This is a genomic window from Erythrobacter sp. R86502 (assembly GCF_042466465.1).
In the GTDB taxonomy this organism is placed as follows: Bacteria; Pseudomonadota; Alphaproteobacteria; order Sphingomonadales; family Sphingomonadaceae; genus Erythrobacter.
This window is the reverse complement of sequence record NZ_JAXHCJ010000001.1, coordinates 2,855,076-2,867,922: the sequence shown is the minus strand read 5'-3', so window position 1 is coordinate 2,867,922 and position 12,847 is coordinate 2,855,076. Positions and strand designations below refer to the sequence as shown.

Here is a 12,847-nt window from a genome sequence, read left to right as displayed (position 1 = left end):
CACTTCACCCAAAAGTTGCCCTTAAATCAGATCAAAGCCGATGTAAGGTAAAACGCTGCTCTGGTCCGATATCGTCTTCAGCAGTAATCCTGAAAGTTGGGATGGGCGATCTGGCAGGCTTCTTGGGTCTGGGCAGCAACCCGCCCTGCCCGTGCACCCCTAACAATCGTGTGCATTTGCTTTGACAGAGCCGGCGGTCACCGACCGCGCATGGTCGACCGGCTGATGCCATACATCGCGGCGAGTTCATGCTCGGTAGGCAACCGGTCTCCCAGCTTGAACTAGCTCGAGACATGAAGCAGCTCAGCGTTTCGGCCAACGCCTGATAAACGCGCGTCGACTGCTTTGCTGGTGCGGAATATATGATGCAATTTTGTCCTGACCAATTGCGCTTAGCAAGACGCAAAGGTGCCCCTTTGCGGTGCCCTCGATGCTCAGAAGTGCCTGCCTGGTGTAACCTTAGCATCGGGTGTTAACGCTACCTCCGCCAGAATTTAGGATGCTGGTTGTCGCACTCGCCGCAGAATGCGGGCATTTTTTCACGCGGACTTAGGATAGTTCTAATCGCTTCGTGCCAAGGGCAACGGTGGGCTGATCAATCCATTGACTTGAGTGACTGCAAGAGTAAAAACGGATTCGTGGTAGCGCTATCATGCGCCTCAAGAGCGGCGCGCGGCAGTTACCCGTCAGAATGGCACAAATGCCATCACATGGGAGGGAGAAGTTTCATGAGGGCGTCGTCCTATAATCGTGTTCGTTTTGCGCCGGCTGATGTCAGCCGTCGCCTTGTTCTGTCGGCGAGCGTTTCGGCCTTGGCGTTGGGCGCTTTTGCGTCACCGGCCGCGGCGCAGGATGCCGCCGAGGATGAACCAACCAACGAAATTCTCGTCACCGGCGTGCGCGCCAGTCTTGAGCGCGCGATGGATATCAAGCGCGAGGCGTTTGGTGTTGTCGATGCGATTTCGGCCGAGGATATCGGGGACTTCCCTGACACCAACCTTGCCGAGTCGCTCCAGCGCATTCCCGGCGTGTCGATCAGCCGCATCAATGGCGAAGGTTCGCAGGTTACGGTCCGCGGCTTCGGCCCGGCGTTCAACCTTGTCACGGTGAACGGGCGCCAGATCGCCACCACCTTCGTCAACGCGGTCGGCGGCGACCAGGACGTCGATTTCAGCCGTGCCACCGGCCGGTCGTTCGACTTCAACAATCTCGCCTCGGAAGGCGTGCAGCGGCTCGAGGTTTACAAGACTGGCCGTGCGGCCATCCCTTCCGGCGGTATCGGCGCGGCGATCAACGTCGTCACCTCGCGCCCGCTTGAAGCGGCAGGCACTGGCCTGCGCGGAAGCGTCGGCGCCAAGGCGCTGTACGACCTCAGCAATTCCGACTTCACGGTCAATCCCGAATTGTCGGGCGTGCTGACCTGGACCGATCCCAATGACACCTTCGGTGTGTCGCTGTTCGGTGCCTATCAGGAACGTACCAGTGAATCGGTGAGCGCCACGTCGAACGCGTGGAACGTGTCGCCGTTCTCGTCCTTCCCCGGTCGCGGTGCGGCCACGGTGGTGACCGGCGCTCCGGCTGATCCCAATACGCTCGTCGCGGTGCCCAACGACAGCCGCTACCACTTCTCGGAGTTCGAACGCGAGCGCATCAATGTTGCCGGAACGGCGCAATTCCGTCCGATCGAAACGCTGACGTTTACCGCCGATGCGATGTATGTGCAGAACAAGCTGAGCGAGCAGCGGACCGATCAGACGAACTGGTTCAACCGTCCGTTCGATGCCATCACGTTCGATCCCAGCGATGCGGTCCCGACTTCGGTCTTCATCGAGGAAGGCGACGGTTACGGCACCAAGGATCTGGGCTTCGAGCAGCAGTTCCGCGCCACCAAGACCGAGCTGCAGTCCTACGGCCTCAACGCCGAATGGGAGATCGCGTCGGGCTTTACCTTACGCCTCGATGGCAACCACTCGATCTCGCGCTCCGATCCGAACTCGGCCAATGGTGCAAGCTCGACCCTGTTCAGCCTCGGTGCGCCGGTGGTGGACGGGCATTCGGTCGACTATTCCGGTGCGGTTCCGATCCAGCGTTACACGGTGAACGATCGCGGCGCTGGCAATGACGGCATCCTGGGCACGGCTGATGACCGCGGCAACAACAATGGTGTGCTCGATATCGGCGATCTGGGGACCCAGATCCAGCGGACCAACGCTTCGAGCCAGCGTCACGTCGTCGATCAGCTCAGCGCCGATCTGACCTGGGAGTTCGACGGGAATAGCCGGTTCGATGTCGGTGCCCGTTACATCGACTCGACCATGACCAGCGCCCGCACCCAGACCCAGCAGACGCTGGGCGACTGGGGCATCAACAATGTTGGCGATATCGCTGCCCAGGCCGGCAATCTGGTTGAGGAATTCTGTCTCTCATGCAAGTTCGACAAATATCAGGTCGGTGATGCCCAGACAGCGTTCCGCGGCAATGCCGTCGACCTGTTCCAGCTGTTCGAGCCGTTCTACGCAGCGCAGGGCAATCCCAACAACATCACCGGCAATGAATTCGACCGGGTGGGCGAGAAGATCTGGTCGACCTATGCCCAGTTCAACTGGGATGGTTCGATCGGCGGTCGTCCGGCCAATATTGTGGCGGGTGTACGGTGGGAAAACACCAAGACCACCGCGTTCTCGCTGGTCGATCAGCCGCTCAGGATCGAGTGGGATTCGGACAATGATTTCACCCGGGTGGTGAGCGGCAACATCGCTGAGATCACCCGCACGGGTGAATACAACGAACTCCTCCCCTCGATCGATTTCCGGATCGAACCTGTCGATGATGTCGTTGCGCGTGTGTCCTATTCGAAGACGCTGGCGCGGCCTGATTTCGGCAACCTGTTCGCGTCGCAATCGGCGAACGGGCCTGATCGCCCGACCCTGCTGGGCGGCATTGCTGCCGGTACGCAAGGCAACCCCGATCTCGATCCGCTCGTATCGGACAACTTCGACATTTCGCTCGAATGGTATTTCGCCCCGGCAAGCTTCGTGTCGGGCGCGTTCTTCTTCAAGAGCGTGTCGAACTTTGTCGGCACGGGTCAGGTAGAACAGAACCTGTTCGGCCTGCGCGATCCCACCACGGGTGCAGCCGGGACCCGGTCGGGCGCGGCGCTTGCCCAGATTAACGATATCGGCGCGGTGCTTAGCGATGTCAGCCTGTTCACCTTCACCGCGCTGATCGATGCCAATAACGGCAACGTGGCGGCCGCCCGGGCGCAGTTCGAGGCCAACCTCGGTGCCAACGGCCAGCTCGACCAGGCGTTCGTCGACACGATCCTGGCGCAGCGGGACGTGATCGCCAATGACACCGATCCGCTGTTCGTTTTCGATGTCGCAACCCCGATCAACAACCGCGAAGGCAACATCCACGGCTTCGAATTGCAGGGTCAGTACTTCTTCGGCGAAACCGGCTTTGGTGTTTCGGGATCCTTGACAAAGGTTTTCGGCGACGTCGACGTGGACGTCTTGTCCGATCCCAATACCGATGTCTTTGCACTGATCGGCCTGTCCGACAGCTACAACGTCACCGGGATCTACGATGCCAACGGGATCACGGCGCGATTGGCTTACAACTGGCGCGGGAAATTCCTGTCCGGGGTCAACCGCGGCGGGGCACGCAACCCGGTATTCTTTGACGACTTCGGCACGCTCGATGCCAGCGTCACCTGGGACTTCTCGCCGAACCTTTCGTTCTCGCTGGAAGCGGTGAACCTGCTCAGCGAACCGATCCGGTCGTTCGGCCGCGACGAGAAGCAGCTGTTCTTCGCGCAGGAGCTCGACCCGCGCCTGTTTGCCGGGGTGCGCTACCGCTTCTGACGCGTGGCGTCCGAATGTATCGATCGGGGGGGCATGACCATGTCCCCCCTTTCATCTCCCATCATCCATTGAGATCAGCCTTCGTCTGAGGCAGGATGACCCGATGCCCAAGGTTCTGCTCAACAATATCGATCATCAGGAACTTCGGCTGAACACGCGCGGCGGACGCGAATTCGGCGATGGCGTCAATCAGGTGTTGGTGTTCCCCACCGAGTTCGAACCGGCACAACGAGAATTTCCGATCATATTTCGCCCCGATAGTGACGGCCGGTTGCGACCGGTCGCGCTGCTGGGGCTGGATCGCGATGAGAACCTGTTCCTGGGCCCCGACGGTCGATGGCAATCCGACCATGTGCCGGCCTTGCTGCAAAGCGGTCCGTTCGCGATTGCGGCATCGTCGTCACACAGCGGCGACGGCGATCTGCAGGTCCTGATCGACCTCGATCATCCACGCATCTCCCTGACCGAGGGCGCGCCACTGTTTCTTGAGCATGGCGGCAATTCCCCGGCACTGGACAAGCTGCTCGGCGTGCTGCGGGCGGCCTATATGGGCCATCGCTTGCTCGATCCGCTCATCGAGGCCTTGAACGGGGCTGGATTGCTGCGTCCCTTCGACCTCCAGCTGCGGGTCGGACCCGACCGCGCCTATGCCATTTCCGATGCACACACGATCGACCGCGAGCGGTTGGCGGGCCTGACGGGCGAAGAATTGGCGACGCTCCATCGCAGCGGCTTCCTGCAATCGGCCTTCATGATCGCTGCATCGCTCGGAAACCTGCAGCGCCTGGTCGACCGAAAAAGTGCTCGGCTTGCAGCGGCGCCAGGAACCGCTGCGGCATGAGCGGCTGGGGTCGCGCTGCCAAGCGGCTGAGCGGCATCGATCCTGCTGCCATCCCCTATGCCGATCTGTTTGCCGGCCAACAGCCGGTGGTGATCGAAGGCGCTGCGGCGCATTGGCCCATGGTTTCCGCCGGACGCGAAGGCGAAGCGCAGGCGGCCGATTACCTGCGGCAATTCGCTGGCGACACCCCTGTCACGGTCTACACCGGTCCGGCGGAAATCGGGGGCCGGTTTCACTATGATCAGGATGTCGCATCGTTCAATTTCCGGTCGTCCCGCGCCCCGCTGGGCGAAGTGCTCAACGGGCTGATCGCATCGTCCGCCGATGCCGAGGCGCCAGCGGTCTATGTCGGATCGACCGATATCGACTACTTCCTGCCGGGCTTTCGTAACGATAACGACCTGGCGCTGGACCACCCCGATTTTGCGCACAAGCCGACACTCGCCAGCATCTGGATCGGCAATCGCACCACCGCGGCAGCGCATTACGACATCTCGCATAATCTGGCCTGCTGCCTGGTAGGCAAACGGCGGTTCACGCTGTTCCCGCCCGATCAGATCGCCAACCTTTACCCGGGCCCGCTCGAGCCGACGCCCGCCGGACAGGTCGTGACCATGGTCGATCTGGCCGCGCCCGATCTGGCCCGTTTCCCGCGCTTTGCCGATGCAATGGAGGCGGCGATCATCGCCGATCTCGCGCCGGGCGATGTCCTCTATTACCCTGCGATGTGGTGGCATCAGGTTGACGCACTCGCGTCCTTCAATGTGCTGGCGAACTACTGGTGGAATCCGGTTCCGGCCCACATCGACACGCCCCAGACCACGCTGCTGCACGCGCTGCTGAGCTTGCGTGATCGTCCGGCGGGGGAGAAAGCGGCCTGGCGCGAAGTTTTCGACTACTACGTGTTTGGCGATAATGATGCGGCGCGCGCCCATCTTCCGCAGCACGCGCGCGGACCGCTGGCGGCGCTCGATCCCATGACAGCGCGGCGGCTCAGGGCCCAGCTGCTGAACCGGCTCAATCGTTGAAGGACAAGGGCATGGCATCGTCACACGGCAAGCCGGTCAGGAAGGTGGTCATCGCCGGCGGCGGCACCGCGGGGTGGACCGTGGCAGCCGCGCTCGCCAAGAATCTGGGATCTATGCTCGCCATCGAGCTGGTCGAGTCCGACGCGATCGGGACGGTCGGCGTCGGCGAAAGCACCATCCCGACCGCGCGGCGGTTTCACGAGATACTGGGGTTGTCCGAGGCCGATTTCGTGCGCGCCACCGGGGCGAGCTTCAAGCTGGGTATTTCGTTCGAGAACTGGGCGCGGGAAGGGGAGCGCTATTTTCACTCCTTCGGGTCAACCGGACGTTCGACTTGGATGGCCGATTTCCAGCATATCTGGCTCGAAGCGCAGGCGTTGGGCGTGGCCGGTCCGATTGGCGATTACAGCCTCGAAACCCAAGCCGCGCTGGCGGGCAAGTTCCGCACCGGCGGGAATGTCCCGCTCAACTACGCCTACCATCTTGATGCCACGGCCTACGGACTGTTCTTGCGCGATTTCGCCACGAAATTCGGCGCGGTGAGAACCGAAGGGCGGATCACTGAAGTTCGCCGTGACGGCCTCAGCGGCGACATTGCCGCGCTTGTGCTGGATTCGGGGGCGGTGATCGAAGGTGACCTGTTCATCGACTGCACCGGCTTTCACGGGCTGCTGATCGAGGAGGCGCTCGAAACCGGGTTCGAGGATTGGACCCACTGGCTCTCGACCGACCGCGCGCTGGCCGTGCAGACCGCTGCCACCGGCCCTGCGCGCCCCTATACGCGGGCCATCGCGCATGATGCGGGCTGGCAATGGCAGATCCCGCTTCAGCGCCGGGTCGGCAACGGGCTGGTCTATGCGAGCGCGCACCTGTCCGACGATGCCGCGCTCGAACGACTGGCGCAGCGGCTCGAAGGGGAGATGTTGACGCAGCCGCGCCTGATCCGCTTTCGCACCGGCACGCGCCGCAAGGCGTGGAACCGCAATTGCATCGCGATGGGGCTGTCGTCGGGGTTTGTCGAACCGCTCGAATCAACCAGCATTCACCTGATCATGATCGCGGTGACGCGATTGATGCAGCTGTTCCCCTTCAATGGCGTCACCGAAGCGCTGGCTGACCGCTACAACGCGCTCTCCCGCGCAGAGCTGGAAGGTATCCGGGACTTTATCATCCTGCATTACCATTTGAACGGCCGCGAAGGCGAGCCGTTCTGGGACGCCTGCCGCGCGCTCGAGCTGCCCGATACGCTGGCGGCACGCATCGAACTGTTTCGCGAAAGCGCGACGGCCTTTCAGGCTAGTGACGAGCTGTTCCGGGTCGATTCCTGGGTGCAGGTCATGCTGGGGCAGGGGCTGGCGCCTGAAGGCTACCACAAGCTGGGCCAGATGATCGGACGGGACCGGCTCCGGCAGTCGCTCGCGGAACTGGAACGCGGGATCGGTCAGCAGGTGGCGGCGCTACCGACCCACCAGCAATTCCTCGATCAGTACACCGCGCTGGTTGCAGCGTGATAGCGACCTTCAGGCCTTACTGACTAGGCAAAACCGGACTTTTTTCAGGCATGGCACTGGTCGCTTTCGCCGCGAAGGGCATACAAAAGAATGTAAACCTCGCACACGACCGTAAGCCAGAAGGATTTCTGCAAGCCTACCTAGTCGGCCATAGGTGCCCACTTGCAGCATGTTCGCTGTCTTCGCCTCAGTGTCGCGGGACTTTTTGTTGAGCGCACAGGTGATTTCCCCGTAGCGATCCAAAATCGCTTGGGCATTGTTGACTTCAAGAATGCCGAGAAACCGCTTGAACGTGTCTGCGATACTCAAGCTCCTTAACCCCCGGTTTGCCTGCAAAAGGCAGGGTTGGATTAGAACATAATCAATTTGATGGCTTGACGGCAGCCATACACAAATTTTTGTAAAGCCGAGCGGCTCGCAGCTATTGGTGAAGATCTTGGCCGAGATAGATGAACTGCCAAAAATCATCAGCCACAAGCATCCGGCCCAGACTTTTGGGATGTTGGGGTAGGCGCGGTGGGGCGAGAGGTTGATTGGATCGCGGTTGCGGAAAGCTGGTCCAGTCCGCCTCCAGATGAGGAGAGCAATGGTCAATCTCAGGAGCAGGCTCCTGCCGACAACTCTCAGGCTTATTCGCCGTACCTTCAGTACATTACCAACCAGTGCATTTGCTCTGACAACGCCTTCCAGAAGCCTTGGAAAGTCGCCATTGGAGCTCCAAGCTGAGCGGCGACAGCTCGCGAATCAGACTTGGTCGTTGGCGATAGCCAGATCGAACGACTGATTTAACCGAGAGCCGCCATTCGGCTTTTCAGATCGCCAATCGGCCGAGTTTTATGACTAAAGCTGGGTGGAAGCCTGCCATTTATTCGGCAGCGCTACATCGCTGAGATGTAGAACGTGACAAATCGTCGGCTTGGTGCATTTGCAGCGATGTTTGGCGCAGCCAGCCTTCTCGCTGGCTGCCAGAGCGATGGCGAGAGGGTAATCGCAAGAGCGCAGCGACTTGATACCTGCGGTGCGAAGCCAATCCGCGAATTTGTATGGCGAATTGCTGACCAGCTAACCCGAGAGGCGATCGAGCAGCGGTTGGCCAACGCTCAGGAAATCCGGTGGATTTCACCGGGAGACAAAATAATCGCAAATCTCAGCACGGGCCGGATCAACATCTCAGTCAATGAAAACGGAAAGATCCAGCATATTGGCTGCTACTAAAGATGCGTCATGACCGCTTTGTGGTCGCTAGTTGAACGTCTGCTTTTTGGTAAGTAGCTTGCAAAGCAGCCATATGCCGCGGGCAATCATGCTTGCGGTTTCGCCCCCTCAAAGAGCAGAATAATCAATCAGGATATCAACGCGTAACATGAACCTCTACGGCATCCCCAATTGCGATACGGTGAAGAAAGCCCGCGCCTGGCTCGACCGGAACGGCCTCGCCTACACCTTCCACGACTTCAAAAAGGAAGGCGCCAATCCCCCCAGAATCAAAGCGTGGATCGCGGCGGCGGGGCTCGATACGGTGCTGAACCGTAAGGGCACCACGTTCCGCAAGCTGTCCGACGCCGACAAGACGCTGGTGGCGGACAGTCACACAGCTGTCGTTTTGATGGTTCAGCAGCCCAGCATCATCAAGCGGCCTATCGTGGAACACGCGCACGGAATTCTGGTCGGTTTCAAGGAAGACGAATGGTCCGCAACCTTGCTTTGATTGTCGCGCTTGCGCTGGCGCCCATTCCGGTGGCGGCGCAGGACATGCTGGTCATCGCCCACCGCGGCGCCAGTGCCGACCGTCCCGAACACACGCTCACCGCCTATGAACTCGCAATCGATCAGGGCGCGGATTACATCGAGCCCGATCTGGTCGCGACCAAGGATCTGGTGCTGGTGTCGCGCCACGAAAACGAGTTGTCGGGCACGACCGATGTGGCGACCCGCGAGGAGTTCGAGGATCGCCGGCGCGACAAGACCATCGATGGGCAGAAGGTCGCCGGCTGGTTCGCCGAAGACTTTACTCTGGCCGAATTGCGCACCCTGCGCGCCAAGGAACGGATTCCCACGCTGCGGCCCGCCAATGCGCGGTTCGACGGGCTCTATCAGGTGCCGACCTTCGCCGAGATCGTGAAACTGGTGCGCGCCAAGGAAGCGGCCACTGGCCGGCGGATCGGGCTCTATCCCGAGTTGAAGCACCCTGAGTTTTTGCTGCAGGATTCAGGCATCGACATGGTCGACCTGCTGCTCGGCGAATTGCGCACGCTGGGGATCAAGCCTGCCGACCCGATCTTCATCCAGAGCTTCGAAATCGCGCCCTTGCAGCGGCTTAAGCAGCGCGGGGCCGGCTTCAAGCTGGTGCAATTGATGGCGCCGCTGGGCGGCCCCGCGGATGAGCCCGCGATGCGCTACGCCGAGATGGTCACGCCGACCGGGCTGGCCGAGGTCGCCAAATATGCCGACGCCATCGGCGCGCACATCGCGCTGGTGCTCTCGCCCGACGGCGCGCCTACGGCACTGGTGGCCGATGCCAGGGCAGCGGGGCTGGCGGTGCACGCCTGGACGGTGCGGCCCGAGAACGAGTTTCTGCCCGCGGGCTTGCGGACCGGCGACGATCCCAAGGGCCGGGGCTGCGGCGATGTGCGGCTGGCGGAAATGCTGCGCGCTGCAGGGGTCGCCGGGGTGTTCTCCGACGGGGGCTTGAAGAGCCGCACCTGCCCTTAGGCGCGCCGGGCGCTCAGGATATAATTCAACGACTTGTCATCGGACAGGTGCAGCCCCTTGCCCGGTCGCCAGGCGATCCCTCGGGTGGCGGTCACCGTCAGCCCCGCATTGACAAGCAGGTTTTCGAATTCATCAGGGGTGATGAAATCCTCCCAGTGATGCGTGCCGCGTGGCACATAGCCGACCGCTTCGGCCGCGCCGACCAGCAGCACGCGGCTTGCCGCGGTGCGGTTGGGGGTCGACATGACCAGCAGACCACCCGGCGACAACCGCGCAACGACATCGCGAAGAAACGCCCGCTTGTCGGCGACATGCTCGATCACCTCGACGCAGATCACCAGATCGAAAGTGCCGATGTCGAGGCCCGCGACCTCCCCCGCCATGTAACGGATATCGAGCCCCATGCCCTCTGCATGGGCGCTGGCGGCAGCAACGTTCTGCGCCGCCGCATCGACGCCGGTGACAGCGCCGCCCAGCCGTGCCAGCGGCTCGCTGGCGAGACCCGCCCCGCAGCCGATATCGAGCACCGCCTTGCCTGCCAGCGGCTTGGCTTGCGTCGCCGCACCCGGCCAGTGCGCATCGATCGCGTCCCGGATGAATGCCATGCGCACCGGGTTGACCTGGTGCAGCGAAGCCATCTTGCCCTTCGGGTTCCACCAGTCCTGCGCCAGCTTGCTGAAGAAATCGGCTTCCTCGGGACGGATAGTTACATTCGATACGTTTGCGTTTCCCATGAACGCCCCTTAACAGCGCCCGCGAACACTCACCAGCAGGAGCTGCATCTTGGCCCGCATCGTGATGAAATTCGGTGGCACGTCGATGGCCGGGACGGAGCGGATCCGCCGGGTCGCCAATCTCGTGCGCGCGCAGGCCGCGGTGAAACCCGATGGCACCCGCGATTCGGTCGCCGTGGTCGTCAGCGCGATGGCGGGCGAGACCGATCGCCTCGTCAACTTCTGCCGCGAGGCCAATCCGCTCTACGATCCCGCCGAGTATGACGTGGTCGTCGCCAGCGGCGAACAGGTCACCAGCGGGCTGCTGGCGCTGACGTTGCAGGCGCTGGGCTGCAAGGCGCGGAGCTGGCTGGGCTGGCAGCTGCCGATCCAGACGATCGAGGCCCATGCCAAGGCGCGGATCGACATGATCGACGCACCGGCGCTGATCGCCTCGCTCCACGCAGGCGAGATTGCGGTGATTCCGGGCTTTCAGGGCGTTTCCGAGGATAACCGCGTCACCACGCTGGGCCGCGGCGGGTCCGATACCTCGGCGGTTGCGGTTGCAGCAGCAATCGGCGCGGACCGCTGCGACATCTACACCGATGTCGACGGCGTCTACACCACCGATCCGCGCATCGTCGCCAAGGCGCGCAAGCAGAAGGCGGTGACCTACGAAGAGATGCTCGAACTTGCATCGGTGGGCGCCAAGGTGCTCCAGACCCGCAGCGTCGGGCTCGCGATGAAGGAAAGGGTGCGGGTGCAGGTCTTGTCGAGCTTTATCGGCGAAGGTGCCCCGCCCGCCGATGATCTGCCCGGAACGATGATCGTTTCGGAAGCTGAAATGGACGAATTGGTGGAGAATGGCCTGATGGAACGCCAGCTTGTGACCGGCATCGCGCATGACAAGAACGAGGCCAAGGTGATCCTCACCCGCGTGCCCGACCGGCCCGGCGCGGTCGCCAACATCTTCGAACCGCTCGCCGCGGCCTCGATCAATGTCGACATGATCATCCAGAACGTCGGCCGCGACAAGGGCGAGACCGATGTGACCTTCACCGTGCCGCAGTCCGATCTGGCCCGCGCGCAGGCGCTGCTGGAAGACCGCCGCGGCGAAATCGGCTTCAACCGCATCATCACCGACAGCAAGATCGCCAAGATCAGCGTTGTCGGCGTCGGCATGAAAAGCCATGCGGGCGTCGCCAGCACGATGTTCCGGGCGCTGTCGGACCGCGGGATCAACATCCAGGCGATTTCCACCAGCGAAATCAAGGTCAGCGTGATGATCGACGAGGACGAGACCGAACTCGCCGTGCGCGTGCTGCACACCGCTTACGGATTGGACGCGGTTAACTGAAAGCCAGCCCGCCTTATCGAAGTTAACCATTGTTGGTGATACAGTCTTAACCTTTTCGGCCGGATTGTCTTTCCTCTCCATGTGGGAGCGAAAGGGCGCATACCATGGCCATCAAGGCCCATCTCGATACATTGTCATCACGCGGTTTTAAGCTATCCAACACCAACTCCGAACGCAGCGCACAGCGCAGGGCTTTGCGGCTCGAAACCAGCGGTTTTGTTGCGGGTGCGGGCGAGGCTAACGTTACCATTCACAACATCTCGGCCGCCGGACTTTTGATCGAGACCGAACTGAGCCTTGCTGAAGGCGAACAGCTTGCGCTCGATCTTCCTGAAGCAGGTGCGGTTACTGCGGTAGTCGTATGGCGAAGCGAGCGGCTTTACGGCTGCGCGTTCGAGCAGGCTATCGGCCCCGCCGCGCTGGCCGCAGCGCAATTGCGGGGGCTGGCCCCACGCGAAACGAAGCAGGCTGTGAGAATAGAAGCTCCGGCAGTGTCCGGTGAATTGCTGGGACCACGGCTGAACCGGTTGCGGCGCGAGGCGGGTCTTACATTAGCTGACCTCGCTGCAACGCTTGGCGTGAGCAAACCCACCGTCTGGGCATGGGAAAAAGGCAAAGCCCGTCCCCTGCCTGAACGGGTTGCCGCGATTGCCGACGCGCTGGGCGTGACACCCGATACGCTTGCAGCCGGCCCAGAACAAAACAACGAAATCAGGGCTACAATCGCAGAATGCCGCGATCGCATTGCAGCCGCCTGTGGAACCACGCCCCAGTCCGTAAAGATCATGATCGAATTATAAGCAAAATCGCGTTCCAACGCTG

At 61.7% G+C, this 12,847-nt stretch carries 12 protein-coding genes; 9 read left to right on the top strand and 3 right to left on the bottom strand.

Annotated features, from left to right (window positions below; all coding sequences use genetic code 11):
- Positions 1–197: 197 nt before the first annotated feature.
- The gene (locus tag SJY33_RS13700; protein ID WP_379923596.1) at positions 198–275 is read right to left on the bottom strand and encodes a GntR family transcriptional regulator; all 78 of its coding nucleotides are present in this window, start codon (positions 273–275) and stop codon (positions 198–200) included.
- Between the two features lie 453 nt (positions 276–728).
- On the opposite strand from SJY33_RS13700, the gene SJY33_RS13695 reads away from it, so the two are divergent.
- The 4 genes from SJY33_RS13695 to SJY33_RS13680 all read left to right on the top strand — a co-directional run bounded on the left by SJY33_RS13695 (position 729) and on the right by SJY33_RS13680 (position 7,243).
- The gene (locus SJY33_RS13695) at positions 729–3,863 is read left to right on the top strand and encodes a TonB-dependent receptor (RefSeq protein ID WP_379923334.1); all 3,135 of its coding nucleotides are present in this window, start codon (positions 729–731) and stop codon (positions 3,861–3,863) included.
- Between the two features lie 103 nt (positions 3,864–3,966).
- Positions 3,967–4,704: a SapC family protein gene (locus tag SJY33_RS13690; protein ID WP_379923333.1), complete on the top strand. Its 738-nt coding sequence runs from the start codon at positions 3,967–3,969 to the stop codon at positions 4,702–4,704.
- On the top strand, positions 4,701–5,732 hold the full coding sequence (locus tag SJY33_RS13685; RefSeq protein WP_379923332.1) for a cupin-like domain-containing protein: 1,032 nt from the start codon (positions 4,701–4,703) through the stop codon (positions 5,730–5,732). The genes SJY33_RS13690 and SJY33_RS13685 overlap by 4 nt, the downstream gene beginning before the upstream one ends.
- Positions 5,733–5,743: 11 nt before the next feature.
- Complete coding sequence (locus tag SJY33_RS13680) at positions 5,744–7,243, top strand: tryptophan halogenase family protein (protein WP_379923331.1); 1,500 nt, start codon at positions 5,744–5,746, stop codon at positions 7,241–7,243.
- 9 nt (positions 7,244–7,252) lie between these two features.
- On the opposite strand, the gene SJY33_RS13675 is transcribed toward SJY33_RS13680, so the two are convergent.
- Entirely contained in the window at positions 7,253–7,837 is a 585-nt protein-coding gene (locus SJY33_RS13675; protein WP_379923330.1) for a hypothetical protein, read from the bottom strand.
- A gap of 339 nt (positions 7,838–8,176) precedes the next feature.
- On the opposite strand from SJY33_RS13675, the gene SJY33_RS13670 reads away from it, so the two are divergent.
- The 3 genes from SJY33_RS13670 to SJY33_RS13660 all read left to right on the top strand — a co-directional run bounded on the left by SJY33_RS13670 (position 8,177) and on the right by SJY33_RS13660 (position 9,955).
- On the top strand, positions 8,177–8,458 hold the full coding sequence (locus tag SJY33_RS13670) for an I78 family peptidase inhibitor (protein WP_379923329.1): 282 nt from the start codon (positions 8,177–8,179) through the stop codon (positions 8,456–8,458).
- A gap of 148 nt (positions 8,459–8,606) precedes the next feature.
- Positions 8,607–8,951 carry an arsenate reductase gene (locus SJY33_RS13665; RefSeq protein ID WP_379923328.1) on the top strand — a complete coding sequence of 115 codons (345 nt, stop codon included), beginning with the start codon at positions 8,607–8,609 and terminating at the stop codon, positions 8,949–8,951.
- Positions 8,930–9,955 carry a glycerophosphodiester phosphodiesterase family protein gene (locus tag SJY33_RS13660; RefSeq protein ID WP_379923327.1) on the top strand — a complete coding sequence of 342 codons (1,026 nt, stop codon included), beginning with the start codon at positions 8,930–8,932 and terminating at the stop codon, positions 9,953–9,955. Before SJY33_RS13665 ends, SJY33_RS13660 begins: the two co-directional genes overlap by 22 nt.
- Here the strand turns inward: SJY33_RS13660 and ubiG are convergent.
- Positions 9,952–10,689: a bifunctional 2-polyprenyl-6-hydroxyphenol methylase/3-demethylubiquinol 3-O-methyltransferase UbiG gene (gene ubiG / locus SJY33_RS13655; RefSeq protein ID WP_379923326.1), complete on the bottom strand. Its 738-nt coding sequence runs from the start codon at positions 10,687–10,689 to the stop codon at positions 9,952–9,954. The two genes, SJY33_RS13660 and ubiG, sit on opposite strands and share 4 nt — an antisense overlap.
- 49 nt (positions 10,690–10,738) lie before the next feature.
- On the opposite strand from ubiG, the gene SJY33_RS13650 reads away from it, so the two are divergent.
- Entirely contained in the window at positions 10,739–12,025 is a 1,287-nt protein-coding gene (locus tag SJY33_RS13650) for an aspartate kinase (protein WP_379923325.1), read from the top strand.
- A gap of 104 nt (positions 12,026–12,129) precedes the next feature.
- Positions 12,130–12,825, top strand: coding sequence for a helix-turn-helix domain-containing protein (locus tag SJY33_RS13645; RefSeq protein ID WP_379923324.1), 696 nt, complete (start codon positions 12,130–12,132; stop codon positions 12,823–12,825).
- Positions 12,826–12,847: the final 22 nt, after the last annotated feature.

What these genes read in the sequence shown, in the direction of transcription:
- SJY33_RS13695 (WP_379923334.1), top strand. Translation starts at nt 729, where the DNA reads ATGAGGGCGTCGTCCTATAATCGTGTTCGTTTTGCGCCGGCTGATGTC.
- SJY33_RS13690 (WP_379923333.1), top strand. Translation starts at nt 3,967, where the DNA reads ATGCCCAAGGTTCTGCTCAACAATATCGATCATCAGGAACTTCGGCTG.
- SJY33_RS13685 (WP_379923332.1), top strand. Translation starts at nt 4,701, where the DNA reads ATGAGCGGCTGGGGTCGCGCTGCCAAGCGGCTGAGCGGCATCGATCCT.
- SJY33_RS13680 (WP_379923331.1), top strand. Translation starts at nt 5,744, where the DNA reads ATGGCATCGTCACACGGCAAGCCGGTCAGGAAGGTGGTCATCGCCGGC.
- SJY33_RS13670 (WP_379923329.1), top strand. Translation starts at nt 8,177, where the DNA reads ATGTTTGGCGCAGCCAGCCTTCTCGCTGGCTGCCAGAGCGATGGCGAG.
- SJY33_RS13665 (WP_379923328.1), top strand. Translation starts at nt 8,607, where the DNA reads ATGAACCTCTACGGCATCCCCAATTGCGATACGGTGAAGAAAGCCCGC.
- SJY33_RS13660 (WP_379923327.1), top strand. Translation starts at nt 8,930, where the DNA reads ATGGTCCGCAACCTTGCTTTGATTGTCGCGCTTGCGCTGGCGCCCATT.
- ubiG (WP_379923326.1), bottom strand. Translation starts at nt 10,689, where the DNA reads ATGGGAAACGCAAACGTATCGAATGTAACTATCCGTCCCGAGGAAGCC.
- SJY33_RS13645 (WP_379923324.1), top strand. Translation starts at nt 12,130, where the DNA reads ATGGCCATCAAGGCCCATCTCGATACATTGTCATCACGCGGTTTTAAG.